Genomic DNA, 26338 nt, shown 5'->3' with positions numbered 1-26338 from the left:
ACGATATTATATTACCTTTTTTTAATTTATTTTATTCTTCTATAAAGGTTCATTGTGAAAAGGTTGCAGCTATGCTAAAATTTTGAGGTACACTGTCTTTGTGGGGGAAATGAAAATGATATATTATGTAATAGCGTTATTTGTCATTGCCATCGATCAAATATCGAAATGGCTAATTGTAAAGAACATGGAATTGGGTACGAGCATTCCGATTATCGATAATGTATTATACATAACATCACATCGAAATAGAGGAGCTGCCTGGGGGATTTTAGAAAATAAAATGTGGTTTTTCTACATTATTACAGTCGTTTTTGTAGTATTTATCGTAATTTATATGCAAAAATATGCGAAAACAGACAAACTTCTAGGGATTTCATTAGGTCTAATATTAGGCGGAGCAATTGGTAATTTCATTGATCGTGTATTTAGACAAGAAGTAGTGGATTTCATTCACGTGTATATTTTCTCGTACAACTATCCAGTATTCAATATAGCTGATTCAGCATTATGTATTGGTGTTGTATTAATTATTATTCAAACATTATTAGAAGGCAAGAAAACGAAGGAGTAATTGAATGAGTGAAGTAGTACAAGTAACAGTTGCAGAAGAACAAAAAAGTGAGCGAATTGATAAATTCGTTGCAGAAATAAACAGTGAATGGTCACGTTCACAAGTACAACAATGGATTAAAGATGATGTCGTTACAGTTAATGGAAAATCGGTAAAAGTGAATTATAAAGTTAAAGAAAACGATGAAATTACAGTAACGATTCCTGATCCAGAAGAGTTAGATATCCAAGCAGAAGATATGGGCTTAGAAATTTATTATGAAGATGCAGATGTACTCGTTGTAAATAAGCCACGTGGTATGGTTGTACATCCAGCTCCAGGGCATACAAGCGGTACGCTTGTAAACGGACTTATGCACCATTGTACAGACCTGTCAGGTATTAACGGTGTAATGCGTCCTGGTATTGTGCATCGTATTGATAAAGATACATCTGGACTATTAATGGTTGCTAAAAATGATGTGGCGCATGAGTCACTTGTAAATCAACTTGTAGCAAAAACAGTAACAAGACGTTACAAAGCGATTGTACACGGTGTGATTCCGCATGATAAAGGAACGATCGATGCGCCAATTGGTCGCGATAAGAAAGAACGTCAAAGCATGACAGTTGATGAAAATGGTAAGAATGCTGTTACACACTTCCAGGTGTTAGAACGCTTTAAAGATTTTACACTTGTAGAATGTCGCTTAGAAACGGGACGTACGCACCAAATTCGTGTTCATATGAAATATATTGGCTATCCACTTGCAGGAGATCCGAAGTATGGTCCGAAGAAAACATTAGACATGAATGGACAAGCACTTCACGCAGGTATTTTAGGGTTTGACCATCCTCGTACTGGTGAATATATTCAGTTTGAGGCACCGATTCCAGAAGTGTTTGAAGACGCATTAAATATTTTACGGAAATAGTATTGACAAATCATAAGAAAACTGAGATACTGACAACAGTTAAATAATGATCCTTTAACACAGCCCCGTGAGGTTGAGAAGGTAACGGTTTGAAATATATAGGGTATGCTGTACCCTTTTTTCAAAAGTCCTCTCGCACACGCTGAGAGGACTTTTTTTATACCATTACTCTCACGCAAGAAAAAAGCTTGGAGGTGTAGAGCATGCAAGAGAAAGCTGTCGTTTTAGATGACCAAATGATTCGCCGCGCTTTAACACGAATTAGTCATGAAATCGTGGAACGAAATAAAGGTGTCGATAATTGTGTTCTTGTCGGAATTAAAACTCGTGGAATTTTTATTGCACAACGTTTGGCAGAACGAATTGGTCAAATTGAAGGAAAAGAAATGGAAGTTGGAGAGCTAGATATTACGTTATATCGTGATGATCTAACACTACAATCGAAAAATGAAGAACCACTTGTAAAAGGTTCTGATATCCCTGTAGATATTACGAAGAAAAAAGTTATCCTTGTGGATGATGTATTATATACAGGAAGAACAGTTCGAGCAGCAATGGATGCTCTTATGGATTTAGGTAGACCATCACAAATCCAACTGGCGGTTCTTGTTGATAGAGGTCATCGTGAACTACCAATTCGCGCTGATTATGTAGGAAAGAACATTCCAACATCAAGTGAAGAGCGTATCGAAGTTGATTTGCAAGAGACAGATCAACAAGATCGAGTAAGCATATACGATAAGTAAAGCCCTTTTAAATGTAGTCCTGTGAGGCTGCCAAAGGGTCTTGGCTTTCATATGTCAAATTTGGCATACGAAAGTGTAGGACTCTTTGTGCACAGGCACAAAGAGTTTTTTTATTGCAAAGATTTAAACTGAAGGAGGATGTAACAATGGAACAAAAGCCAGTGTTAGACGTTAATGAAGTACCGAAACCGGGAAAATGGTTATTTTTAAGTATACAACATTTGTTCGCGATGTTTGGATCAACAGTGCTTGTTCCGTTTTTAACAGGATTGAATCCGTCAGTAGCATTAATATCAAGTGGATTAGGAACGCTAGCGTTTCTTCTTATAACGAAAGGTCAAGTACCTGCCTATCTAGGATCATCATTCGCCTTTATCGCACCGATTATAACAGCGAAAACAGCAGGTGGACCTGGAGCAGCAATGCTTGGTGGTTTGTTTGCAGGACTTGTGTACATCTTAATCTCACTCGGAATTAAGAAGTCAGGATCAGAGTGGATTATGAAATTACTTCCGCCAATCGTAGTTGGTCCAGTCGTAATGGTAATCGGTCTAGCTTTAGCACATACAGCAGTTAACATGGCGATGAACGGTGCGGATGGCAAATATAGCTTTACACACTTTTCAGTAGCATTAGTAACATTAGCAATTACAATTATCTGCTCTATATTCGGAAGAGGGTTTTTCAGTATCATACCAGTGTTACTGGGCATTATCGGCGGATATATCTTTGCTTACTTCCAAGGGCTAGTAAACTTAAAGCCGGTAGCTGAGGCAAAATGGTTTGTTGTACCAGATTTCACAGTACCATTTGTAACATATACTCCGGAGTTTTCGTGGAAGATTGTACTCTTGATGGTACCAGTAGCATTAGTAACAATTTCAGAACATATCGGACATCAAATTGTACTAGGAAATGTTATTAAAAGAGATTTAATTGAAAAACCAGGTTTACATCGCTCAATCTTCGGTGATGGAATAGCAACATTGATTGCATCACTAATAGGTGGACCACCGAATACAACGTATGGTGAAAACATCGGTGTGTTAGCAATTACGAGAGCATACAGTGTATACTTATTCATCGGCTCAGCAGTGTTTGCAATCATGTTCGGATTTATCGGTAAGATTTCTGCACTGATTCATTCGATCCCAACACCAGTTATGGGTGGTGTATCAATCTTACTATTCGGTGTAATTGCATCAAGCGGATTACGCATGATGGTAGATGATAAAACAGACCTAAGTGACAAACGAAACTTAATGATTGCATCAGTAATACTAGTAATCGGTATTGGTGGAGCGGTACTCCACGTAGGAGAATCGTTCCAAGTAGAAGGAATGGCACTAGCAGCAATTGTGGGTGTACTATTAAATCTACTACTACCAGAAACGAAACAAATAAAACAATCTAAGCAGATTGCTTCATAATAATAACCTTTTAATTCAGTCCTGTGAGACCGGAAAGGGTGGCTTCTTCCTTGCACCCTAGTCTCAAATGACTAGGGTATTTTTATACAAAAGTTGTTATAAAAATACAAAAGTGGTAACATAAAAATCAGAAAGATGAGGGATGACGATGAGCCATTTGTTAACGATGAGTGAATTATCGGAAGTAGAAATTTCAGAAATCCTAAAAGACGCAGAAGATTTCGCGAATGGAAAAGAGAGCAAAACGACAGAGCAAACTTTTGTTGCGAACTTGTTCTTTGAGAATAGTACGAGAACGAGATTTAGCTTTGAAGTTGCTGAGAAGAGATTAGGACTTGAAGTTTTAAACTTTTCAGCGGATGCATCAAGCGTACAAAAAGGAGAAACTTTATACGATACGATAAGAACACTGGAATCAATCGGAACAAAAGCGGTGATCGTCCGCCATGAGCAAGATCGCTACTTCGATGAACTAAAAGAACAGGTAAATATCCCAATCTTAAACGCTGGAGATGGATGTGGAAACCATCCAACGCAGTGCCTACTCGATCTTCTTACAATTAAACAAGAGTTTGGAAGATTTGAAGGATTAAAGATTGCGATAGTAGGAGATATTCGTCATAGCCGAGTAGCACGTTCTAATGCAGAAGCATTAACGAAACTGGGTGCAACAATTTACTTTGCAAGTCCAGAAGAGTGGAAAGATGAAGACAGCACGTTTGGAACATACAAACCATTAGATGAACTTGTTCCAGAAGTGGATGTAATGATGTTACTTCGTGTACAACATGAGCGTCATGATCATTATGAAACAGACATTATGAAAGAGTATCATGAGAAACACGGATTAACAGTGGAAAGAGAAAAGCGTATGAAAGAAGGAAGCATTATTATGCATCCAGCTCCTGTAAACCGTGATGTTGAAATTGCAAGTGAACTTGTTGAGTGTGAGCGTTCACGCATATTTAAACAAATGGAAAATGGAGTTTACGTAAGAATGGCTGTACTAAAACGCGCCTTACCAAATGTATTAGGAGGAATGAAACATGAATTACTTGTTTAAAAATGGTCGTTATATGAATGAAGAAGGAAAAATCGTAGCAACAGATCTTCTCGTACAAGACGGTAAAATCGCTAAGGTAGCAGAAAATATTACGGCAGATAATGCTGAAGTAATCGATGTGAACGGAAAGTTAATCGCACCTGGATTAGTAGATGTACACGTACACCTTCGTGAACCAGGTGGTGAACATAAAGAAACAATTGAAACAGGTACACTAGCAGCGGCAAAAGGTGGATTCACTACAATTTGTGCAATGCCAAATACACGCCCAGTACCAGATTGCAGAGAACATATGGAAGACTTGCAAAATCGTATTAAAGAAAAAGCGCATGTCAACGTACTACCATACGGAGCAATTACAGTACGCCAAGCTGGTTCTGAAATGACAGATTTCGAAACATTAAAAGAACTTGGAGCATTTGCTTTCACTGATGACGGTGTAGGCGTACAAGATGCTAGCATGATGTTAGCTGCTATGAAGCGTGCAGCGAAATTAAATATGGCAGTAGTTGCGCATTGTGAAGAGAATACTCTTATTAATAAAGGTTGTGTACATGAAGGGAAGTTTTCTGAGAAACACGGATTAAACGGTATCCCATCAGTATGTGAATCTGTACATATTGCAAGGGATATACTGCTTGCTGAAGCGGCAGATTGTCACTATCACGTATGTCACGTAAGTACGAAAGGTTCTGTACGCGTAATTCGAGATGCGAAACGCGCTGGAATTAAAGTAACAGCAGAAGTAACACCTCATCACTTAGTGTTATGTGAAGATGATATCCCATCAGCTGATCCTAACTTTAAAATGAACCCGCCGCTTCGTGGAAAAGAAGATCACGCAGCACTAATTGAAGGTTTATTAGATGGAACAATTGATATGATCGCAACTGATCATGCACCGCATACAGCGGAAGAGAAAGCGCAAGGAATTGAAAGAGCACCATTCGGAATTACTGGTTTTGAAACAGCATTCCCACTTCTATACACAAACCTTGTGAAAAAAGGAATTATTACATTAGAGCAGTTAATTCAATTCTTAACAGAAAAACCAGCTGATACATTCGGCTTAGAAGCAGGTCGCCTGAAAGAAGGTAGAACAGCTGATATTACAATCATTGATTTAGAACAAGAAGAAGAGATTGACCCAACAACATTCTTATCAAAAGGAAAAAATACACCATTCGCAGGTTGGAAATGCCAAGGATGGCCGGTAATGACAATCGTTGGTGGTAAGATCGCATGGCAAAAGGAGAGTGCATTAGTATGAAAAGACAACTTATCTTAGAAGATGGAACAGTATTAATTGGAAAAGGTTTCGGAGGAGAAATCGAAAAGTCAGGTGAGGTTGTATTTACAACAGGAATGACTGGATATCAAGAAACATTATCTGATCCATCATATTGCGGTCAAATCGTAACATTCACGTACCCATTAATCGGAAACTACGGCATCAACCGTGACGATTTTGAATCAATTCACCCATCTGTAAATGGTTTAATCGTAAACGAAATTTGTGATCATCCATCAAACTTCCGTAATGAAATTTCGTTAAATGATTACTTAAAAGAAAGAAATATCCCAGGGTTAGCAGGAATTGATACAAGAAAATTAACGAGAAAAATTCGTCAATACGGTACATTACGTGGACGTCTATGTAACATGGATGCAGATGTGGAATACATCGTGAGCCAATTAAAAGCGACAGTCTTTACAGATCACGTGAAACGCGTATCAACGAAAGATCCATACCCAAGCCCAGGCCGTGGACACCGAGTTGTACTTGTAGACTTCGGAATGAAACATGGTATTTTACGAGAATTAAATAAACGTGACTGTGATGTAATTGTAGTACCTTACAATACAACAGCAGAAGAAATTTTACGTCTTAGCCCAGATGGAATTATGTTAAGTAACGGACCTGGAGATCCAAAAGATGTACCAGAAGCAATTGAAATGTTAAAAGACATTATCGGTAAAGTTCCTTTATTCGGAATTTGCTTAGGACATCAACTATTCGCTCTAGCATCTGGTGCGAATACAAGTAAGTTAAAATTCGGTCACCGTGGTTTAAACCATCCGGTAAAACATCTTGCAACTGGAAAAGTAGCAATTACATCTCAAAATCATGGTTACGCAGTAGAAGATGAATCAGTTAAAAATACAGAACTTGAAATTACACATGTTGCTTTAAATGATGGAACAGTAGAAGGTCTTCGTCATACGAAGTTCCCAGCATTTACAGTACAATACCATCCAGAAGCTTCTGCAGGACCAGAAGATGCAAACGATTTGTTCGAAGATTTCTTAGCAATGATTGAAAACTTCAAGAAAGAAGGGGAAGAGTTATGCCAAAACGCCTAGACATTAACACAATTTTAGTAATCGGATCAGGACCAATTGTAATTGGGCAAGCAGCAGAGTTTGACTACTCTGGTACACAAGCTTGTCAATCTCTTAGAGAAGAAGGTTACAAAGTAATCCTTGTTAACTCTAACCCAGCAACAATTATGACAGATACTGCAACGGCAGATAAAGTATATATAGAACCATTAACACTAGAATTCGTAAGCCGTATCATTCGTAAAGAACGTCCAGATGCAATCTTACCAACATTAGGTGGTCAAACAGGCCTGAATATGGCTGTTGAACTTGCGAAATCAGGCATACTTGAAGAGTGCGGAGTTGAAATTTTAGGAACAAAATTATCAGCAATCGAGCAAGCGGAGGATCGTGATTTATTCCGTACCTTAATGCAGGAATTAAATGAACCAATTCCATCTAGTACCATTATTCATACGCTAGAAGAAGCACATGAATTTGTAAAAGAAATTGGATATCCAGTTATTGTTCGCCCAGCATTTACAATGGGGGGAACAGGTGGCGGAATCTGTAGTAATGAAGAAGAACTAATTGAAATCGTATCAGGTGGATTAAAACATAGTCCGGTAACACAATGTTTATTAGAAAAGAGCATTGCTGGTTGTAAGGAAATTGAATATGAAGTAATGCGTGATTCAAATGATAACGCGATTGTAGTATGTAACATGGAAAATATCGATCCAGTTGGGGTTCACACAGGTGATTCTATCGTTGTAGCACCGAGCCAAACATTAAGTGACCGTGAATATCAAATGTTACGAAACACTTCATTACGAATTATTCGTGCATTAGGAATTGAAGGTGGATGTAACGTTCAGCTTGCACTTGATCCACATAGCTTCCAATATTATGTAATCGAAGTAAACCCGCGTGTAAGTCGTTCATCTGCACTAGCATCTAAAGCAACTGGATATCCAATTGCGAAGCTAGCGGCAAAAATTGCAGTCGGTTTAACATTAGATGAAATTATAAATCCAGTAACACAAAAAACATATGCTTGTTTCGAACCAGCATTAGACTATGTTGTTTCAAAAATTCCACGCTGGCCATTTGATAAGTTTGAATCAGCAAACAGAACACTGGGTACACAAATGAAGGCAACTGGTGAAGTTATGTCAATCGGACGTAACTTAGAGCAATCATTATTAAAAGCGATTCGTTCTTTAGAACTTGGTGTTTATCACTTAGAGTTAGAGCATTTAAAAGAGCTTGATAAAGAGACAATGAAAAAACGCATTATAAAAGCTGATGATGAGCGACTGTTTATTGTAGCAGAAGCAATTCGTCAAGGTGTAACGAAAGAAGAAATCAACAATTGGTGTGAAATGGACTTCTTCTTCTTACAAAAAGTTGAAAATATCGTAAACATGGAACGCGAAGTAAAAGCAAATGTAGGAAATATGGAAGTATTACAATCAGCGAAGGAAATGGGCTTCAGTGACCATTACATCGCCAATGCTTGGAACAAAACAGAGCGTGAAATTTACGATATGCGTAAAGAAAGCAACATAACTCCTGTTTATAAAATGGTAGATACTTGTGCGGCAGAGTTTGAATCTGCAACACCATACTACTACAGCACATATGGTGACGAGAATGAATCAGTTAGAACAGATCGTAAGAGTGTAGTAGTTCTAGGATCTGGTCCAATCCGTATCGGTCAAGGTGTTGAGTTTGACTATGCAACAGTTCACTCTGTATGGGCAATTAAAGAAGCGGGATATGAGGCAATCATTGTTAATAACAATCCAGAAACAGTTTCAACAGACTTCAGTATTTCTGACAAATTATACTTTGAACCATTAACAATCGAAGATGTAATGCACATTATCGATTTAGAAAAACCAGAAGGTGTTATCGTCCAATTCGGTGGACAAACGGCAATTAACTTAGCTGCTAAATTAGAGGCTCACGGTGTGAAAATCTTAGGAACATCACTTGAAGATTTAGACCGTGCAGAAGATCGTGATAAGTTTGAAGCAGCTCTAACACAACTTGGTATTCCGCAACCAGTTGGTAAAACAGCAACGACTGTAGAGCAAGCGGTAGCAATCGCTGAAAAAATTGGTTACCCAGTATTAGTAAGACCATCTTACGTACTAGGTGGACGCGCGATGGAAATCGTATATCGTCAAGAAGAACTGCTGCACTACATGAAAAATGCGGTTAAAGTTCACGCAGATCACCCAGTATTAATCGATCGTTACATGGTTGGTAAAGAAATTGAAGTAGATGCAATTTCAGACGGTGAGAATGTATTCATTCCAGGTATTATGGAACATATTGAACGCGCTGGAGTTCACTCTGGTGACTCAATCGGAGTATATCCACCGCAAAGCTTATCTGCAAAACTGAAAGAACAAATTATTGAACATACAATTGCACTTGGAAAAGGTTTAAACATTGTTGGATTACTAAACATTCAGTTTGTAGTATTCAAAGATGAAGTGTATGTAATTGAAGTAAATCCACGTGCGAGTCGTACAGTACCATTCTTAAGTAAAATTACAGGCGTACCGATGGCGAATGTTGCAACGAAAGTTATTTTAGGTCAAGATCTTGTAGAACAAGGATATGGAACTGGTTATCACCCAGAAGAGAAAGAAGTGTATGTAAAAGCACCGGTATTCTCATTTGCGAAGCTACGTTCAGTTGATACAACATTAGGACCTGAAATGAAATCAACAGGGGAAGTAATGGGTAAAGACTTAACACTTGAAAAAGCATTATACAAAGGGTTAGTTGCTTCAGGAATTAACATCCCAACGCACGGATCAGTAATCATCACTGTAGCGGATAAAGATAAAGAAGAAGCAATGGAAATTGCAAAACGTTTCCACGAAATCGGCTATAACTTATTAGCAACAGCTGGAACAGCACAATCGTTAGCAGAGCAAAACATTCCAGTGCAAGTTGTAAATAAAATTGATTCTGAAGAATACAACTTACTTGATATTATCCGTCAAGGAAAAGCACAGTTTGTAATCAATACATTAACAAAAGGCAAACAACCAGCGCGTGATGGTTTCCGCATTCGCCGTGAATCAGTAGAAAATGGTGTGGCTTGCTTAACATCACTTGATACAACGAGAGCAATCTTACGAGTACTAGAATCTATGACATTCTCAGCTCATTCAATGAAAGAAATTACGCAAACGAAGCGTCACGAGGTGGTACATGCATGATGCAAAAGCAAAATATGATCGTCGTTAACCAAAAAGAAATCGCAAAAAACATTTACGAATTAGTGCTTCAAGGGGATCTAGTGCAGCAAATGAACGATCCAGGGCAGTTTGTACACATTAAGGTAGCAGAGGGCATTACGCCCCTTCTGCGCCGCCCAATTAGTATTTGTAATGTCGATCAAGACAAGAACGAATTTACAATGCTATATCGTGCGGAAGGACAAGGAACAAAAACATTAGCGAAAAGAAAACAAGGCGAACTTGTAGATGTGTTAGGACCACTTGGACATGGTTTTCCTGTAGAAGAAGCGGAAGCTGGACAAACGGCTCTATTAGTTGGAGGGGGAATTGGTGTACCACCACTATATGAATTGTCACAGCGTCTTGTAGCAAAGGGAGTACGCGTTATTCACATCTTAGGTTTCCAAACGAAAGATGTTGTCTTCTATGAAGAGAAATTCGCAGAGCTTGGTGATACGTATGTTGCAACAGTTGATGGTACGCATGGTACAGAAGGCTTTGTAACAGATGTAATTGATAGCTATGGAATCGACTTTGACATTCTATACTCATGTGGACCTTTAGCGATGCTTCGTGCATTAGAAGGACGCTATAAAGAGAGAAAAGCCTACATTTCATTAGAAGAGCGTATGGGCTGTGGCATTGGAGCATGTTTCGCATGTGTATGCCATTTACAAGCAGATCCGAGTGGACATTCTTACAAGAAGGTGTGTAGCGACGGACCAGTATTTCCAATCGGGGAGGTTGTACTATGAACAGATTGCAAGTTGAATTACCAGGGTTATCATTAAAAAATCCAATCATCCCAGCATCTGGTTGCTTCGGATTTGGTCGTGAGTATGCACAGTTCTATGATTTAAGTGTACTTGGATCAATTATGATTAAAGCGACAACAGAACAGCCTCGTTACGGAAACCCAACGCCTCGTGTTGCGGAAACACCAGGCGGAATGCTAAATGCAATCGGGCTTCAAAATCCTGGATTAGAAAAGGTAATGAATTCTGAATTACCTTTTCTCGAGCAATTTGATCTTCCGATTATTGCGAATGTTGCTGGCTCACAAGCTGAGGATTATGTAGCAGTTGCGAAAGAAATTTCAAAGGCACCTAATGTTCATGCGCTAGAATTAAATATTTCTTGTCCAAACGTAAAAACGGGTGGTATCGCTTTTGGTACGAATCCTGAAATTGCTGCTGATTTAACGAAGCGAGTAAAAGAGGTTTCTGAAGTACCGGTATATGTGAAATTGTCACCGAACGTGGCAAACATTGTGGAGATTGCAAAAGCAATTGAAAATGCGGGTGCGGACGGTTTAACGATGATTAATACATTGCTTGGTATGCGTCTAGATTTAAAAACAGCTAAACCAATTTTAGCAAACCGTACAGGCGGATTATCAGGTCCTGCGATTAAGCCAGTAGCAATTCGTATGGTACATGAAGTAAGTCAAGCGGTTAACATTCCGATTATCGGAATGGGTGGTATTGAAACTGCGGAAGATGTAATTGAATTCTTCTATGCTGGCGCAAGCGCGGTTGCAGTTGGAACAGCGAACTTTATCGATCCGTTCGTATGTCCGACAATTATTGAAGAATTACCAGCATTACTAGATGAATTAGGATTTGATCATATTTCGGAATGTCAAGGAAGGAGCTGGAAACAAACATGTCACAGTCGTTAATCGTTGCACTAGATTTTCCAGGGAAACAAGATGTAGAACAATTCTTACACCACTTTGAAGGGGAAGAGTTATTTGTCAAAGTGGGTATGGAGTTATTTTACAAAGAAGGCCCTGCGATTATTACGTACTTAAAAGAAAAAGGGCATAAGATCTTCCTAGATTTAAAACTTCATGATATTCCGAATACAGTAAAAAGCGCTATGCGTAGCCTAGCTAGTCTAGATGTTGATATGGTAAATGTTCATGCTGCTGGGGGAAGCAGTATGATGAAAGCTGCGATTGAGGGATTAGAGGAAGGTAAGCAAGAAGGAAAAGAGAGACCGATTTGTATTGCAGTTACACAACTAACAAGCACTTCGGAAGCTATGATGAAAAAAGAGATTGGCATTGAGAAAACGTTAGAAGAAGCGGTTGCTCATTATGCAAAACTAACGAAAGAAAGTGGACTTGATGGTGTTGTTTGTTCAACACTTGAAGTTCCGAAATTACGTGAAGTATGCGGAAATGAATTTGTAACAGTAACACCGGGGATTCGTCTTGCAAGCGATGATGTAAATGACCAGGTGCGCGTAGCAACACCGAAACGTGCGAGGGAACTTGGCTCAAGCTACATCGTAGTTGGACGTAGTATTACAAAAGCGGGAAATCCGCTTGAAGCGTATAAAACAGTAAAACAACAGTGGGAAGGTGTAACAGTATGAAAAAAGAAATCGCATCGCATTTATTAGAAATTGGAGCAGTATTTTTACAACCGAATGATCCATTCACTTGGTCTTCAGGTATGAAATCACCAATTTATTGTGATAATCGTTTAACTTTATCTTATCCAAAAGTACGTCAAGCGATTGCAGCTGGATTAGAAGAGTTAATTAAAGAGCACTTCCCAACTGTAGAAGTTATTGCAGGAACAGCAACTGCTGGTATTGCGCACGCTGCATGGGTAAGCGATCGTATGGATTTACCAATGTGCTACGTGCGTAGTAAAGCAAAAGGTCACGGTAAAGGGAACCAAATCGAAGGAAAAGCTGAAAAAGGTCAAAAAGTAGTAGTAGTAGAAGACTTAATTTCAACTGGCGGTAGTGCAATTACATGTGTAGAAGCACTTCGCGAAGCTGGCTGTGAAGTATTAGGAATCGTATCAATCTTCACATACGAGCTTGAGTCAGGAAAAGAGAAACTAGAAGTAGCAAACGTAGCATCATATTCTTTAAGTGATTACAGTGCATTAACTGAAGTTGCAGCAGAAAAAGGTATGATCGGACAAGCTGAAACGAAAAAATTACAAGAGTGGCGTAAAAATCCAGCTAATGAAGCTTGGATCACAGCGTAACACGAAAAAAGACGACCGCGGGGGAACGCGGTCGTCTTTTTATATTATTGTTAAAACTTCATGTAAAGAACAGATAGTAGGAACATCAAACTTGAGTTGCAAGTTATCCCGATTTAACCATATCCCATGCATTCCAGCTGCTGTACTACTAATTGCATCTGTTTCTAATCGATCGCCAATATAATAGCAATCTTTCAGTTCAAGATTTGATTGTAATACAGTTCTTTGAAAAATTTTAGGGTCTGGTTTCGATATCCCAATTTCACTAGAAGTAAATATGTATTTGAAATATTGTAGAATGTTTAGAGTAGTTAACTTTTCGACTTGTTGCTCATATTCACCATTACTAATGATACCTAATGAGTGCCCTTTTTCCTGCAAGGTCTGTAATGTATAGTTTACATCTTCAAACGCGGTCCAGTTGTTCTTATATAGTTCTATATATTGATTGAATTTATGCTGAGATTCCTCGGGAGATAAGTTTACTCCATATGCTTTAAATAAATGATACATTCGCATACTTTGTTGTTCTTGAAAAGATAATTCTTTGGATAAAAATTTGTTGAAATATTCTTCTGATAATTCATGCCAGACTTTCGTTGCCTCTAATTCATTGCCTGAAAAAATAGTATTATATATTTGAAAAAAATCTATAATACCATTTCTTTCAGCGGCCTCATAATCAAGTAAAGTTCCATCAATATCAAAGAAAACCATATTCCTGTCTCCTTGCTAACAACTATTTAGCATTTTCCGCAACTTCATATCCTCTTACAAACAATAGCGTCATATAAGAAACAATAAATGAGAAAATGCTATACATGCCAACCCAAAAGAAAAATTTTGGAGTAAAGGCGATAACACCTATTATTAAAAAACTAGCAAACGTTACAATCGGCATTACGTAATACGTTTTCGTCTTGCGCGTTCCAATAACAGAAACGATAAAGATAAGTAATGGACAAATTAATAAGACGAAAATCAATTCATTCATAGTTATGTCCCCTTTTCTAATGGAAGTAATCTGTTTCTCGTAAACGTTTTGGAATAAATACTCTCTTAATATAATTTCGCTAACATATACATAACTCCTTTTGAAAGCCAGTAATTCATGATGAATTTTACAATAAAAAAACATAAGCAAGAGAACACTTGCTTATGTTATAGGATAAACATCGCAACGATTGTGGTGACAATTAAGCCAATCACAACCGGTAAAAAATTTCGTCTTGCAAGTTCAAATGGATCCACTTTACAAATGGCAGCGGCAGGAATAAGCGCCCAAGGAATTAAAGTCCCGCCTCCGGTCCAGATTGCAGCAATTTGCCCGAGTGCTGTTAATGTAGCTGTTCCATGCCCAAGTGCTGTTCCGAAAAGATTGGCAATTGAACCAGCAAGTGATATACCGGAAAAACCAGACCCATCTAAGCCTGTTATGACACCAACGATAGTTAATGTTCCCGCCGATACATATTGGTTTAAAGGAACAGTTTGAGATAAGGCGATCCCTAAGTCGTTAATGATTCCATGTGAACCTTTCGGTAAATAGTCTCCGATAATTTTTACAAAACCGCTATCTCCTAAATAAAAGAGTGCAGCAATTGGAATAACTGGGCCGAAAATTTTAAATCCAAATTGGAGCCCTTCTATAAAATAATCGGTCGTTTTATTCAGTCCATTTCCTTTGTAAGCGATGAGGGAAATAATGATAATCATAATAACAGTCGTCCCGCCGATAAGTGCAGTTGCGTCGCTTCCTTGTAGTTTAAATTGAATCATGCAAAGGATATCGATGGCATATACGATCGGAATACAAATAGCGAGCCATTTTTTTGTCCGAGGAGATAATGAAGTGAGCGTTTTAGAAGACTCAGTTGATGGGATAGATTCTTGTATAGATAAGCCTGTATGGAATTCTTTTCGTAAGAAGAAAAATGCGACGGAAGTTGTCACAATACCCATAACGATAACGAGGGGAACACTGGCAGAAACAACGCTGGAAACAGGAAAACCAGCAGCATCCGCTGTTAATTTCGGTGCACCTTGAATAACGAAGTCACCAGATAAGGCGATGCCGTGTCCGAACAAGTTCATAGCAATGGCAACTCCAATTGGTGGAAGGCCGACGCGTACAGCGACGGGTAATAAAATAGCTCCCATTAAAGCGACAGCTGGAGAAGGCCAAAAGAAGAAAGAAATTGTCATCATTAAAAGGCCGATAATCCAGTAGGCGAGGGTAGGGGTACGAATCATCTTTGTAAATGGTGAAATCATCGTATCATTTATGCCAGTATGAACGAGTAGATTGCTCATTGATACGATAATGGAGATGATTAATATAGTTGGTAATAGTTCAGTAATAGCGTAAATGAAACTTTGAAAAATACCGCTAACGGCAAGAGGGATAGAACTTGTAGCGGTTAATGCTAATAAAAAGATAAAAACGATACAAATAATCGTCGTATCTTTCCGGAGAATAAAAAAAGTAATAATAGTGAGTAAACAAAGAATATAGAGAGCATGCAACAGCGTTAATTCAACTCCCATAACATTCACATCCTTTAGGCATTCGTGTAGTTTATTGTATGAAAGCAGTAAAAGTATGTGAGTATAGGAAAAAGAAAAAAGTGAAATTTCATGTACTGTAATGGTAAGAAGTAGAAATGGATGTTACAATACAATTAATCCTAAAAATGGAATTTAAGGAGGGTTTATGCGCAAAAAAATTGGGTTTTGGGGATTCATCCTTTCTTGTAGTCTATTAATCATTTTGAATCTGTTTACAAGTAATGAATGGATCAGTATTATACCTGTTTTCGGGTTTGTATTTATACTTTTATATAACTGGGAAGATATGAAACAATATAGTAAGAAAAGTATCGGAATGATGATAGGTATCATTGTTATTTGCTCATTTTTCGTAGGGTTTATTTTAATAGAAGGGCAGAAGCAAATGGAGAAAATGTCTATTTTTCAAGAATGGATGTCTTCTGCAAAAGGTCTTTATCTTGTAATTGTCGTTGTTGTTTTTCTAAGAATTGTTATAAGCGTAGTAAGTTACATATTAAAGGAGAAGTAGAATGGGGGAGTACGAATGAGAGAGAAAATAGGTTATTATGGTGTGCTCGTTTGTTTACTATTATCAGTTGTTTCAGGGCATATGTATAGGAGTATTGATTTTTGCACCTATGTATCGCTGGAAAGAATGGAAGGCATATAGCCGAAAAAAGAAAATTGTTTTCAGCATCGAGTTTGTCATTGTAATAAGCACGATTCCATTTTTGTTATTGAAAGGAAATGAGATAATAGATGGAATTGTAATGTTTCAAGGCTGGTTATTTATTGCGAAATCGATATATTTAATATGCATTTTAATGTTGGTAGCGGTAGTCGCTAAAAAAGTAAATGAAAAGCTATTCGCTAATGAATAAAAGAAAATGCCACCTTATTCGGTGGCATTTTTTTCTATGATTTCAACAAGGGATAACAATTAGTTCCCGATTTGATTTTGTAATAACTTCATATCCGTCTTTTGTGATGACAATATCATCTTCAATTCTACAACCGCCCCAGTTTGGTATGTAAATACCAGGTTCAACGGTAACAACCATACCTTCTTCTAAAGTAGCCTTACTTTCTTGGGATAGACGAAGAGGTTCATGTATTTCTAATCCAAGACCATGACCAGTAGAGTGTCCAAAATATTGACCGTATCCATGTTCTGTAATGTAATCTCTCGTTATATCATCGATACTTTTCGCAGTTTCTCCAGGCTTAATTGCTTCAGTCCCACGTTTTAACGCTTCTCGTACAACATTGTATATCTTTTTGAATTCTTCGGATGGTTCTCCGATTGCTACAGTACGAGTTATATCGGAACAATATCCATCGTAAAGTGCACCGAAATCTAATGTAACAACGTCGCCTCGTTCGATTATTTTATTTGATGCAACTCCATGAGGAAGTGAAGAACGAACGCCAGAAGCTACAATGATTTGGAATGAAGAGGATGTAGCTCCTTTTTTTCTCATGAAAAATTCTAACTCATCTCGTACATCATTTTCACTTATTCCTGGTTTTAGAAACGTAAGGATGTGGTGAAATGCTTCGTCAGCAATATTAGCTGCGATTTTCATTGTTTCTATTTCAGGCATGTCTTTAATAATACGAATATTTTCGATGATTTCGCACACTTGAACCATTTCTACATGTACGTATTTTTGTAAGTTTTTATATTGTTGCAATGTCATGTTGTTCTCTTCAATTCCGAGTTTTTGAATGTTTAATTTTGATACTTGATTTGCAATTTCTTTTTCTAAATTTCCTTTATGCATAATAATTTCAGCATCTTTTATTTGTGATTTTGCTTGATCTACATAGCGAAAATCAGTTATAAAAACAGCTTTATCCGCAGAGATTAAGACGACGCCAGCACTACCTGTAAAGCCTGTTGCATATTGGCGATTTTCTTTTTTTGTAATAAGCAATCCGTCAATTTCATAATTTTGTAGTTGATTTTGGATTTTATTAATTTTTAAAGTCATGTTAATTCCCCCTATTCACAGTATTGAATAAAGCAAATAGCGTGCCAAAAAATATTGTTAGAGAAAAGATAACAGAAATTGCATATCTTTTAGGTAGGGAATTTATCCCGCTTTAATGGGCAGTAAGACCCACACCTCAAAATTCAGCGAAAGCAAAGGAGTTAGGTGGGGGATGAAGAAAACCCCCACTGATTAAAGTTTCACTTTATCCCGCTATTTATGGGTGGTGGGCTGCTCGTGAAATACAGATTATTTCAATTATCAGTGGGAGAATGAGAAAAATATCGATCACAATTTCAGTTTCTTTACAAGGTGTCAAAAATTTTATACAAATTCGAAAGAGCGCTGTCAATTTTTTTGACAATATGGAAGAAAAGGATAAGAGGTTTTTAGTATATATTTTGAAAGTATGTCCTTTGTTTCGTTCTGATATAAAATTTAATATATAAATAAACAACTGTTATTGATATAATAGGTAATTGTTGGATTTCTCTCGGAAATAGGGAAACGTAACGAATATGAAGGAATAAGGATTGTGAGTACATGAAGAAATTAAGTAAAGTAATATCATTTTGCTTGGCTGCTAGTATGCTAGTTGTAACAGGTTGTGAAAAAGGTGAAAACAAAGTTCAAGTAAATGAAACGATTGAACAGCTTGATGAAGCGCCAGAAGTGAAAGAAAAAGAAGCGAAAAAGATTGTAAGAAAGAGTGTAGATGCAATAGCAAATGCATTTAGTGAGATGGAAAAAGAAAATGGATGGAGCCGAAATAATCCTGGAGATTTAGCTACAGCTAAAAAAGGCGTTGAGGGGCTAGTTTCAGATAAGTTTGTGGAGAAGGAGCTTCCAGGATTGCTTGATACATTTAATAGATCAAGGGAAACAGATATGTTACCATTTCCGATTCATATTGAGCCGGACGTGAGGACAACTTATTCACAGAAAAATGATGTCTTAAAGATTGAGACGCTTACTCTTGCAAATGATATGGGTAATGAAGCGGAGATGTGGGAATTTGTCTTAGTGTATACCGATGGAAAATGGTTAATGGATAGATGGTCATCAAATACGTCAGTAGATTTAAAGTTAACTAAAGAAGAAGCTAAAGAACTTCTTAGAGTACAAGGTTTCAAGAATGTCTCTTTCGTTAGAGAAGAGAATAGTGGAAATAAAAAATATATTTTTAAAGAAAGTAACGGAGTAGTTGCTGTCGACGCAAAAAACTCGGTTATTACTCACAATGTAGATGATGAAGAGCAAGAAAAGGTAACGAAAAAAGATTTTGTTCAAGAGCAAGAAACAGTTAAGGGGAATGATTCTAGTACGTCTACTAGTTCAAAAAAAGAAACTTCGTCAGCGGTGGGGAAAACTAAGGTTTTAAATGAGTTAGCAGCTCTAGAAAACCAAGAAAAACATACAAATGTTATGTCAACAAATGACATAGTAAATGAAATAGAAGGAAATTATCAACTGTGGGATAATAAACTAAATGAAATTTACAGCACATTAAAAAATACGATGTCAGCTGATGCGTTTCAGTCGTTGAAAAAGAAACAAGTTGCATGGGTTAAAGAAAAGGAAAGTAAGGTTAAAGCAATTGCTATGGATGAAAATAATGGAACGATGAAATATATTGAAGCAGCAGATGAAAAATACAAGATGACAAAAGAAAGATGTTATGAATTAGTGAATGGGTATATGAACTAGTGTGAACGAATGTAAAAAATGCGTTGCTTATAAGCAACGCATTTTTTATTTACGCTTTTAATTTCATTACAGTATCAGCATCAGGTGTTACATATACGGTTTGCTGATTGTCGTACGTAACAAAACCAAGTTTTGCACCACTCGGTTTTTTGACATGGCGTATTTTGGTGAAATCTACAGGAACAGAACTAGAATCTTTTGCTTTACTGAAATAGGCAGCGATTTTAGCAGCTTCTAACACGGTTTCTTCGGTAGGTTCAAGAGAACGAATGACAACATGAGACCCAGGGATATCTTTCGTATGTAACCAAATTTCATCACGACGGGCAAACTTCGTTGTTAAATAATCATTTTGCTTGTTGTTTTTACCGACGAAAATTTCTGTTCCGTCACTAGCTAAATATTTGTCTAATACCGGTTTAGTTGGTTTCTTCTTAGCATTTTTTGCTTTACGATTGCGCATATAACCTTCTTCAGCTAATTCCTCGCGAATTTCTTCAATATCTTTTGAAGAAGCAGCTTCCATTTGTTGAAGTAAGCTATCAAAATAAATAATTTCTTCATTTGTTTTTTCGATTTGTTCTTCTACAACAACAACTGAATTTTTCGCTTTTTGGTACTTTTGGAAATAGCGTTGCGCATTGTCAGATGGTGTTTTTAAAGGATCTAATGTAATTTTTACAGTTCCGCCATTTTCGTCGTAATAGTTAACGACTTCAATATCTTTATCACCTTTTTTCAAAGCGTACATATTGGCTGTAAGTAGTTCTCCGAATAGTTGATATTTATCTGCTTTTCCGGCATCTTGTAATGTTTTTTCTAGTTTAATGAGTTTCTTCTCATTTTTATTTTTTTCGTTTTGCATAAAGCGCTCTAAATCATAAGCTTGTTGTTTTACACGGTCGCGCTCTGCTTTTCCGAAAAAGAAACGGTCTAGCAATTCACTAACAGATGAGAATGTCTTGTCTTCTCCTTGCAAGTGTGCAAGAGGGAAAAGATAAAAGAATTCTTTCCCATTTGAAGTAGTCATTGTTGGTGAATATGTATGAGTTAGTAATGGTTTTTGTATGGAGAAAAATGCGTCCGCTAATGCTTTTTCATTTACCATACCTGCTTTTTTCACTACTTCTTTTGCGAATAACGGCGAAATTCCCGTGAAGGTGCCGACAAGCTGTTTATCCATATTTCCAGATAGAAAGTCTAGCGGTCTAATAAATTCATCATTTGTTTCAATCTGGAGTGGGTTAATTTTATGTTGTGCTGGTGGTGCAATGTACTCCGCTCCAGCATATACAGTCCGATGTCTGTTTACCGCTAAAGAAACGTGTTTTAAGCTATCTAAAATATTGTTTGTTTTTGTGTCTACTAAAATGATGTTACTATGTCGTCCCATTATTTCAATTACTAATGTTTTTAGCGATTCGTCACCAATTTCATTTCTGCTACGAACGGTAATTTGAATAATGCGCTCTAAATCAATTTGTTCAATTTTTTCAATGAACCCACCTTCTAAATGCTTACGAAGAAGCATACAAAACATTGGCGGAAGTGCAGGTGAATCGTAATTTTGATTTGTTAAGTGTAAACGTGCATATGTCGGATGAGCGGAAAGAATTAGTTTTTGATTTTTTCCGTTTGCTCGAATATGTAATAAAATCTCGTATTTTGAAGGTTGATATATTTTGGAAATTCTTCCTGTGTAAAGAGAATTTGCAATTTCATGTGTAATTGCTCTTGTAAATAATCCATCGAATGCCATAAATGAACACTCCTTTCTAACTAAAAGTTAATTATAGCATTTTTTTGGACGAGGCTGAATAAGCTTTCAATAGAGTATGTCTGGAATCAGGAGGTCGATAGTGGGATGAACTGGTATGGAATGCGCGCACACGAAGTGGAAGAAAGAACGAATACGAATGTGAAGGTTGGGCTTACAGAGAAGGAAGCAGAAGGGCGAATAAAAAAATTTGGTACAAATGAATTAGATGAAGCCAAAAGGCCTTCTGCACTGATGGTATTTTTGGCGCAGTTTAAAGATTTTATGGTACTTGTTTTATTTGGTGCAACAATAGTTTCAGCTTTTTTAGGTGAATACATTGATGCTATTGCGATTGTTGCGATTGTTATTATCAATGGTATTCTTGGCTTTTTTCAAGAAAGAAAGGCTGAAAAGTCACTGGAAGCTTTAAAAGAGCTAGCCGCCCCGCAAGTTACTGTAATGCGGAATGGAAATTGGGTAAAAGCACCGTCTAAAGCACTTGTTTTAGGTGATATCATTAAATTTTCTAGTGGTGATCGTATTGGGGCGGATGTACGTCTTGTTGAGGCATCAAGTTTATATATCGAAGAATCAGCTTTGACAGGAGAGTCAGTACCGGTGCAGAAGAAGGTAGAAGCTCTGCAGGGGCAAGATGTTTCAATTGGTGATCAAAAAAATATGGCTTTTATGGGTACGATGATTACACGAGGAGCTGGAACAGGGGTCGTTGTAGCAACTGGTATGAATACAGCGATGGGCCAAATTGCAAATATGTTACAAAATGCAGAGCAAATGGAAACACCACTGCAAAGAAGATTAGAGCAACTCGGGAAAATATTAATTATTGTGGCTCTTATTTTGACAGCGCTTGTCGTATTAGCCGGTGTGTATCAAGGGAATGAAGTGTATCATATGTTTTTAGCAGGCGTGTCGCTAGCTGTTGCTGCTATTCCTGAAGGATTACCAGCAATTGTTACAGTAGCTTTATCGCTTGGTGTACAGCGTATGATTAAAAAGAGAGCAATTGTAAGGAAGTTACCAGCGGTAGAAACGTTAGGATGCGCTTCTGTTATATGCTCTGATAAAACAGGAACAATGACGCAAAACAAAATGATGGTAACACATATGTGGTCAGGTGGGGAATTATGGAAAGTTACGGGTCAAGGATATGAACCTAATGGCTCTTTTTTGAAAGGTGAAAAAGAATGCGATCCAGCTAAAACAAAAGCACTGTATCAACTACTAACATTTGGTTCACTTTGTAATAACGCAAATATTATTCAAAAGAAAAAGGCGTATGTATTAGATGGAGATCCAACTGAGGGAGCACTTGTAGCTGCAGCAATGAAAGCGGGGATAACACGTGAGGCACTGAAAGGGAAATTTGAAATTATTCGTGAATTTCCATTCGATTCAACTCGAAAAATGATGAGTGTTATTGTGCGAGATAGAGAGGGGAAAAAGTTTCTTGTTACGAAGGGAGCACCAGATGTCCTCCTGCAAATGAGTCAAACGATTTTATGGGGGGATAAGCAACAACCGTTAAGTGAGTTGTATAGAAAAGAAGTACAGGCGGCTATTCATAGTTTAGGTAGTCAAGCGCTCCGAACAATTGCAGTTGCATTTAAGCCATTAAAAGTAACAGATTCTATTGAACATGAAAGAGACGTTGAAAAAGATTTTATGTTGGTCGGGATACAGGGAATGATTGATCCGCCAAGACCAGAGGTAGAACAGGCTGTAAAAGAGTGCAGAGAAGCTGGTATTCGAACAGTGATGATTACAGGAGATCATAAAGTGACAGCAATGGCAATTGCGGAACAATTAGGGGTTTTACCACCTGGTGGACGTGTTGTTGAAGGAGTAGAACTCGCGAATATGGATGTAGAGGAACTAGAAAGTGTTGTAGAAGATACGTATGTATTTGCTCGAGTATCACCTGAACATAAATTGAAGATTGTTAAGGCGTTGCAAAATAAAGGGCATATAGTAGCGATGACAGGTGATGGAGTAAACGATGCTCCGGCTATAAAAACAGCGGATATTGGGATAGCGATGGGAATTACAGGGACAGATGTTGCGAAAGAAGCTTCTTCTCTTGTTTTGCTAGATGATAATTTTGCTACGATTAAATCAGCAATTAAAGAAGGTAGAAATATATACGAGAATATACGTAAGTTTATTCGTTATTTATTAGCATCGAACGTAGGAGAAATTTTAGTCATGTTATTTGCAATGTTACTTGCATTACCGCTGCCGATGGTTCCCATTCAAATTTTATGGGTGAACTTAGTGACTGACGGATTACCGGCGATGGCATTAGGATTGGATAAGGCGGAAGGAGACGTTATGAAGAGAACGCCGCGTCATCCGAAAGAAGGGGTATTTGCTAGAGGGCTTGCCTGGAAAATTATAAGCCGTGGCTTTCTAATTGGAGCAGTGACGTTAGTGGCGTTTATTATTGCATATAATCAACATCCAAATGAACTGAAATATGCACAAACTGTGGCGTTTGCGACGTTGGTACTTGCACAACTTATTCATGTATTTGATTGCCGGAGTGAACATTCTATCTTCCACCGTAATCCGTTTGGGAACGTGTATTTAGTAGGAGCGGTTATTATTTCTTTACTGTTAATGTTAGTGGTTATATATTACCCACCGCTACAACCGATCTTTAGTACAATGCCAATACAAGCGAGAGATTGGTTGTTAATTGGAGGTTTGTCATCAATTCCGACCTTCTTGTTAGTAGGTTCTTTATTAACAGGGAAAAAGGGGAAGAAGGAAAAGCCAGTATTATATAAGAAGGGATTAAACTTGAAATAGTCAATGATATGAAAATGTGATATAATTTACAGAAGGTAGTAGAGCCTTGTCTCTATTACCTTTTTCATTGAGTTATTTCATGGCTTGGATGTGATAAAAATGATTTGTAGTATGACAGGATTTGGAAGATCGAAAGTAGAAAATGATACTTTTCAAATTACAGTAGAAATGAAATCGGTGAACCACCGTTTCCTAGAGATGAGTATTCGACTTCCGAAGCAAATGATGATATTTGAAGAAAAAATTCGTAAAATAATTGCAGAACAAGTTCGGCGTGGACGCATTGAAGTGTCTATTAGTATAACGGGTGAAGGGCTTGTTGAAAGAAAATTAAGTGTGAATTGGTCGCTTCTTGAGCAGTACCAATCGATTATGGAAGATATAAAAGGAAAATTTCAATTACAAGATTCTATTACACTTCAGCAATTAATGGAAATGCCAGAAGTAACAGCGATTGAAGAAGTAGAAAATGTAAATGAACAATTTGAGAACGGTTTATATGAGGCTGTTCGCCAAGCTGCTCATATGTTAAAAACGATGAGAGATGGCGAAGGAGAACGATTACATAAAGATATAGCGTATCGTTTACAAGAGATTCACAATTGTGTAAATGCAATTATTCCGCATGTACCGATTGTTACACAAAAATATCGTGAACGATTAGAAAATCGCTTAAAAGAATTACATAATCAAGATCTAGATGAACAAAGATTGTTAACAGAAGTCGCAATCTTTGCAGAGCGTTGTGATATTCACGAAGAGTTAGTTCGTTTGCAAAGTCATTTAGAGCAATTTCGTGAAACACTGCAGATTGAAGAGCCTGTTGGAAGGAAAATGGATTTCATCGTGCAAGAGATGCATAGAGAAATTAATACGATTGGTTCTAAGGCAAATGACTTAACAATTTCAAAATATGTTGTAGAAATGAAAAATAACCTTGAAAAAATTCGTGAACAAGTACAAAATATTGAGTAGCTTTCAAAAAATATATAAAGTTATACGTGGTGGAGAAATCGGATAGACTTACTAGGAGGCGCAAACTATGGCCATGCGGTTTTTAAATATTGGATACGGAAATATTGTATCTGCTCATCGAATTATTGCTATTGTAAGTCCGGAGTCAGCTCCTATTAAACGAACAGTACAGGAAGCACGCGAACATAATGCTTTGCTTGATGCTACGTATGGGAGAAAAACAAGGGCGGTTATTGTTATGGATGATGGGCATGTGGTATTAAGTCCAATTCAGCCAGAGACGATTGCACATCGTTTGAATAATAAAGAAGATTTAAGTGAGGAAGGGTAGGTTTTACATATTTATGAGAAGTAGAAGAGGATTGCTCATCGTTCTTTCAGGACCTTCTGGGGTTGGTAAAGGAACGGTTCGAAAAGAGCTGTTTAGTCATGAGGATACACGTTTTCAGTACTCCATTTCAGTAACGACACGTAAGCCACGTGAAGGTGAAGTAGATGGTGTGGATTATTTCTTTAAAGAGAGAGAAGAATTTGAGGAAATGATTCGTAATGAAAAATTACTTGAGTGGGCTGAGTTTGTAGGTAATTATTACGGAACACCGATTGACTATGTTGAAAAAACATTACAAGAAGGAAAAGATGTATTCTTAGAAATTGAAGTGCAAGGAGCAATTCAAGTTAAGAAAGCTTTCCCAGAAGGTGTATTTATTTTCTTAGCACCTCCAAGTTTATCTGAACTAAAGAACCGTATTGTCGGCCGTGGTACAGAAACTGAAGATGTTATTGAAAATCGTTTAACGGTAGCGAAAGAAGAAATCGAAATGATGGACGCTTACGACTATGTTGTAGAAAACGATCAAGTTGAATTAGCTTGTGAAAGAATTAAAGCAATTGTGGTTGGTGAACATTGCCGCCGCGAAAGAGTAGCAAAATATTATAAAGAAATGACGGAGGGTCTATAATTATGTTAAATCCATCAATTGATTCATTATTAACAAAAATCGATTCTAAATATACACTTGTAACAGTAGCTGCAAAACGTGCGCGTGAAATGCAACTTGCTGATAACTGTGTTATCGAGCAACCTGTTTCTCATAAATGTGTAGGTAAATCATTAGAAGAAATCGATGCAGAAGTATTAAAATATGTACCAAGCGAAGGCAAAATCATCGATTAAGACATTCTTTTCGACAAATTAA

Annotated in this window: 24 protein-coding genes and 1 pseudogene; 20 read left to right on the top strand and 5 right to left on the bottom strand. The window is 37.4% G+C overall.

Annotated features, from left to right (window positions below; all coding sequences use genetic code 11):
- Positions 1-115 precede the first annotated feature (115 nt).
- The 12 genes from lspA (at position 116) to pyrE (ending at position 13325) form a co-directional block, all read left to right on the top strand.
- The gene (lspA, locus tag GFJ36_RS20220) at positions 116-574 is read left to right on the top strand and encodes a lipoprotein signal peptidase LspA (protein ID WP_000642186.1); all 459 of its coding nucleotides are present in this window, start codon (positions 116-118) and stop codon (positions 572-574) included.
- A gap of 4 nt (positions 575-578) precedes the next feature.
- Positions 579-1487 (top strand): RluA family pseudouridine synthase, encoded by a 909-nt coding sequence (locus GFJ36_RS20215; RefSeq protein WP_000005846.1) that lies wholly within the window; start codon positions 579-581, stop codon positions 1485-1487.
- A 203-nt stretch (positions 1488-1690) separates the two neighbouring features.
- Positions 1691-2233 carry a bifunctional pyrimidine operon transcriptional regulator/uracil phosphoribosyltransferase gene (pyrR, locus tag GFJ36_RS20210; protein ID WP_001156490.1) on the top strand — a complete coding sequence of 181 codons (543 nt, stop codon included), beginning with the start codon at positions 1691-1693 and terminating at the stop codon, positions 2231-2233.
- 146 nt (positions 2234-2379) lie between these two features.
- The gene (gene uraA / locus GFJ36_RS20205; protein WP_000435919.1) at positions 2380-3663 is read left to right on the top strand and encodes a uracil permease; all 1284 of its coding nucleotides are present in this window, start codon (positions 2380-2382) and stop codon (positions 3661-3663) included.
- Positions 3664-3811: 148 nt separating this feature from the next.
- Positions 3812-4726: an aspartate carbamoyltransferase gene (pyrB, locus tag GFJ36_RS20200; protein ID WP_048546070.1), complete on the top strand. Its 915-nt coding sequence runs from the start codon at positions 3812-3814 to the stop codon at positions 4724-4726.
- A complete protein-coding gene (gene pyrC / locus GFJ36_RS20195; RefSeq protein WP_001108374.1) occupies positions 4710-5996 on the top strand; it encodes a dihydroorotase in 1287 nt (428 codons plus the stop codon). Before pyrB ends, pyrC begins: the two co-directional genes overlap by 17 nt.
- A complete protein-coding gene (locus GFJ36_RS20190) occupies positions 5993-7090 on the top strand; it encodes a carbamoyl phosphate synthase small subunit (RefSeq protein ID WP_097889660.1) in 1098 nt (365 codons plus the stop codon). The genes pyrC and GFJ36_RS20190 overlap by 4 nt, the downstream gene beginning before the upstream one ends.
- A complete protein-coding gene (gene carB / locus GFJ36_RS20185) occupies positions 7075-10293 on the top strand; it encodes a carbamoyl-phosphate synthase large subunit (protein ID WP_097889661.1) in 3219 nt (1072 codons plus the stop codon). The genes GFJ36_RS20190 and carB overlap by 16 nt, the downstream gene beginning before the upstream one ends.
- On the top strand, positions 10290-11069 hold the full coding sequence (pyrK, locus tag GFJ36_RS20180) for a dihydroorotate oxidase B electron transfer subunit (RefSeq protein ID WP_000983346.1): 780 nt from the start codon (positions 10290-10292) through the stop codon (positions 11067-11069). Before carB ends, pyrK begins: the two co-directional genes overlap by 4 nt.
- On the top strand, positions 11066-11995 hold the full coding sequence (pyrD, locus tag GFJ36_RS20175) for a dihydroorotate oxidase B catalytic subunit (protein ID WP_001081053.1): 930 nt from the start codon (positions 11066-11068) through the stop codon (positions 11993-11995). The genes pyrK and pyrD overlap by 4 nt, the downstream gene beginning before the upstream one ends.
- A complete protein-coding gene (gene pyrF / locus GFJ36_RS20170) occupies positions 11980-12696 on the top strand; it encodes an orotidine-5'-phosphate decarboxylase (RefSeq protein WP_097889662.1) in 717 nt (238 codons plus the stop codon). The genes pyrD and pyrF overlap by 16 nt, the downstream gene beginning before the upstream one ends.
- Entirely contained in the window at positions 12693-13325 is a 633-nt protein-coding gene (pyrE, locus tag GFJ36_RS20165) for an orotate phosphoribosyltransferase (protein ID WP_097889663.1), read from the top strand. Before pyrF ends, pyrE begins: the two co-directional genes overlap by 4 nt.
- A gap of 39 nt (positions 13326-13364) precedes the next feature.
- Here pyrE and GFJ36_RS20160 read toward each other — a convergent pair whose 3' ends face one another.
- From GFJ36_RS20160 to GFJ36_RS20150, 3 genes are all read right to left on the bottom strand, one after another.
- Positions 13365-14042 carry an HAD family hydrolase gene (locus tag GFJ36_RS20160; RefSeq protein ID WP_157349727.1) on the bottom strand — a complete coding sequence of 226 codons (678 nt, stop codon included), beginning with the start codon at positions 14040-14042 and terminating at the stop codon, positions 13365-13367.
- Positions 14043-14064: 22 nt separating this feature from the next.
- Positions 14065-14319 carry a YbeF family protein gene (locus GFJ36_RS20155; protein ID WP_001003934.1) on the bottom strand — a complete coding sequence of 85 codons (255 nt, stop codon included), beginning with the start codon at positions 14317-14319 and terminating at the stop codon, positions 14065-14067.
- Between the two features lie 167 nt (positions 14320-14486).
- The gene (locus tag GFJ36_RS20150) at positions 14487-15872 is read right to left on the bottom strand and encodes a hypothetical protein (RefSeq protein ID WP_088064300.1); all 1386 of its coding nucleotides are present in this window, start codon (positions 15870-15872) and stop codon (positions 14487-14489) included.
- 166 nt (positions 15873-16038) lie between these two features.
- Between GFJ36_RS20150 and GFJ36_RS20145 the strand changes: the two genes are divergently transcribed.
- Positions 16039-16404 carry a YoqO family protein gene (locus GFJ36_RS20145; RefSeq protein WP_088064299.1) on the top strand — a complete coding sequence of 122 codons (366 nt, stop codon included), beginning with the start codon at positions 16039-16041 and terminating at the stop codon, positions 16402-16404.
- 15 nt (positions 16405-16419) lie between these two features.
- Positions 16420-16756, top strand: a pseudogene (locus tag GFJ36_RS20140) (YoqO family protein).
- Between the two features lie 42 nt (positions 16757-16798).
- Here GFJ36_RS20140 and GFJ36_RS20135 read toward each other — a convergent pair.
- Positions 16799-17869 (bottom strand): M24 family metallopeptidase, encoded by a 1071-nt coding sequence (locus GFJ36_RS20135; RefSeq protein ID WP_088064298.1) that lies wholly within the window; start codon positions 17867-17869, stop codon positions 16799-16801.
- Positions 17870-18412: 543 nt separating this feature from the next.
- Between GFJ36_RS20135 and GFJ36_RS20130 the strand changes: the two genes are divergently transcribed.
- A complete protein-coding gene (locus tag GFJ36_RS20130) occupies positions 18413-19576 on the top strand; it encodes a lysozyme inhibitor LprI family protein (protein ID WP_097889665.1) in 1164 nt (387 codons plus the stop codon).
- A gap of 49 nt (positions 19577-19625) precedes the next feature.
- Here the strand turns inward: GFJ36_RS20130 and GFJ36_RS20125 are convergent, their stop codons facing one another.
- Positions 19626-21335, bottom strand: a complete 1710-nt coding sequence (locus GFJ36_RS20125) for an Rqc2 family fibronectin-binding protein (RefSeq protein ID WP_087985060.1) — start codon at positions 21333-21335, stop codon at positions 19626-19628.
- 105 nt (positions 21336-21440) lie between these two features.
- Here GFJ36_RS20125 and GFJ36_RS20120 point away from each other — a divergent pair, with 105 nt between their 5' ends.
- The 5 genes from GFJ36_RS20120 to rpoZ all read left to right on the top strand — a co-directional run bounded on the left by GFJ36_RS20120 (position 21441) and on the right by rpoZ (position 26316).
- A complete protein-coding gene (locus GFJ36_RS20120) occupies positions 21441-24164 on the top strand; it encodes a calcium-translocating P-type ATPase, SERCA-type (protein WP_097889666.1) in 2724 nt (907 codons plus the stop codon).
- Between the two features lie 99 nt (positions 24165-24263).
- A complete protein-coding gene (locus tag GFJ36_RS20115) occupies positions 24264-25139 on the top strand; it encodes a YicC/YloC family endoribonuclease (RefSeq protein WP_000563111.1) in 876 nt (291 codons plus the stop codon).
- Positions 25140-25206: 67 nt separating this feature from the next.
- Positions 25207-25470, top strand: coding sequence for an extracellular matrix/biofilm regulator RemA (gene remA, locus GFJ36_RS20110; protein ID WP_001251456.1), 264 nt, complete (start codon positions 25207-25209; stop codon positions 25468-25470).
- 13 nt (positions 25471-25483) lie between these two features.
- Positions 25484-26101 (top strand): guanylate kinase, encoded by a 618-nt coding sequence (gene gmk, locus GFJ36_RS20105; protein ID WP_001257740.1) that lies wholly within the window; start codon positions 25484-25486, stop codon positions 26099-26101.
- Between the two features lie 2 nt (positions 26102-26103).
- On the top strand, positions 26104-26316 hold the full coding sequence (gene rpoZ / locus GFJ36_RS20100) for a DNA-directed RNA polymerase subunit omega (RefSeq protein ID WP_000933965.1): 213 nt from the start codon (positions 26104-26106) through the stop codon (positions 26314-26316).
- The last annotated feature ends 22 nt before the right edge of the window (positions 26317-26338 follow it).

It is taken from the genome of Bacillus sp. EE-W1 (assembly GCF_009760835.1).
Lineage (GTDB): Bacteria > Bacillota > Bacilli > Bacillales > Bacillaceae_G > Bacillus_A > Bacillus_A wiedmannii.
The sequence above is the reverse complement of the archived record's forward strand: the minus strand, read 5'-3'. Positions and strand labels throughout refer to the sequence as shown.

Excerpts from the sequence above, each read along its gene's own strand:
- lspA (WP_000642186.1), top strand. The coding sequence starts at position 116 with ATGATATATTATGTAATAGCGTTATTTGTCATTGCCATCGATCAAATA.
- GFJ36_RS20215 (WP_000005846.1), top strand. The coding sequence starts at position 579 with ATGAGTGAAGTAGTACAAGTAACAGTTGCAGAAGAACAAAAAAGTGAG.
- pyrR (WP_001156490.1), top strand. The coding sequence starts at position 1,691 with ATGCAAGAGAAAGCTGTCGTTTTAGATGACCAAATGATTCGCCGCGCT.
- uraA (WP_000435919.1), top strand. The coding sequence starts at position 2,380 with ATGGAACAAAAGCCAGTGTTAGACGTTAATGAAGTACCGAAACCGGGA.
- pyrB (WP_048546070.1), top strand. The coding sequence starts at position 3,812 with ATGAGCCATTTGTTAACGATGAGTGAATTATCGGAAGTAGAAATTTCA.
- pyrC (WP_001108374.1), top strand. The coding sequence starts at position 4,710 with ATGAATTACTTGTTTAAAAATGGTCGTTATATGAATGAAGAAGGAAAA.
- GFJ36_RS20190 (WP_097889660.1), top strand. The coding sequence starts at position 5,993 with ATGAAAAGACAACTTATCTTAGAAGATGGAACAGTATTAATTGGAAAA.
- carB (WP_097889661.1), top strand. The coding sequence starts at position 7,075 with ATGCCAAAACGCCTAGACATTAACACAATTTTAGTAATCGGATCAGGA.
- pyrK (WP_000983346.1), top strand. The coding sequence starts at position 10,290 with ATGATGCAAAAGCAAAATATGATCGTCGTTAACCAAAAAGAAATCGCA.
- pyrD (WP_001081053.1), top strand. The coding sequence starts at position 11,066 with ATGAACAGATTGCAAGTTGAATTACCAGGGTTATCATTAAAAAATCCA.
- pyrF (WP_097889662.1), top strand. The coding sequence starts at position 11,980 with ATGTCACAGTCGTTAATCGTTGCACTAGATTTTCCAGGGAAACAAGAT.
- pyrE (WP_097889663.1), top strand. The coding sequence starts at position 12,693 with ATGAAAAAAGAAATCGCATCGCATTTATTAGAAATTGGAGCAGTATTT.
- GFJ36_RS20160 (WP_157349727.1), bottom strand. The coding sequence starts at position 14,042 with ATGGTTTTCTTTGATATTGATGGAACTTTACTTGATTATGAGGCCGCT.
- GFJ36_RS20155 (WP_001003934.1), bottom strand. The coding sequence starts at position 14,319 with ATGAATGAATTGATTTTCGTCTTATTAATTTGTCCATTACTTATCTTT.
- GFJ36_RS20150 (WP_088064300.1), bottom strand. The coding sequence starts at position 15,872 with ATGGGAGTTGAATTAACGCTGTTGCATGCTCTCTATATTCTTTGTTTA.
- GFJ36_RS20145 (WP_088064299.1), top strand. The coding sequence starts at position 16,039 with ATGCGCAAAAAAATTGGGTTTTGGGGATTCATCCTTTCTTGTAGTCTA.
- GFJ36_RS20135 (WP_088064298.1), bottom strand. The coding sequence starts at position 17,869 with ATGACTTTAAAAATTAATAAAATCCAAAATCAACTACAAAATTATGAA.
- GFJ36_RS20130 (WP_097889665.1), top strand. The coding sequence starts at position 18,413 with ATGAAGAAATTAAGTAAAGTAATATCATTTTGCTTGGCTGCTAGTATG.
- GFJ36_RS20125 (WP_087985060.1), bottom strand. The coding sequence starts at position 21,335 with ATGGCATTCGATGGATTATTTACAAGAGCAATTACACATGAAATTGCA.
- GFJ36_RS20120 (WP_097889666.1), top strand. The coding sequence starts at position 21,441 with ATGAACTGGTATGGAATGCGCGCACACGAAGTGGAAGAAAGAACGAAT.
- GFJ36_RS20115 (WP_000563111.1), top strand. The coding sequence starts at position 24,264 with ATGATTTGTAGTATGACAGGATTTGGAAGATCGAAAGTAGAAAATGAT.
- remA (WP_001251456.1), top strand. The coding sequence starts at position 25,207 with ATGGCCATGCGGTTTTTAAATATTGGATACGGAAATATTGTATCTGCT.
- gmk (WP_001257740.1), top strand. The coding sequence starts at position 25,484 with ATGAGAAGTAGAAGAGGATTGCTCATCGTTCTTTCAGGACCTTCTGGG.
- rpoZ (WP_000933965.1), top strand. The coding sequence starts at position 26,104 with ATGTTAAATCCATCAATTGATTCATTATTAACAAAAATCGATTCTAAA.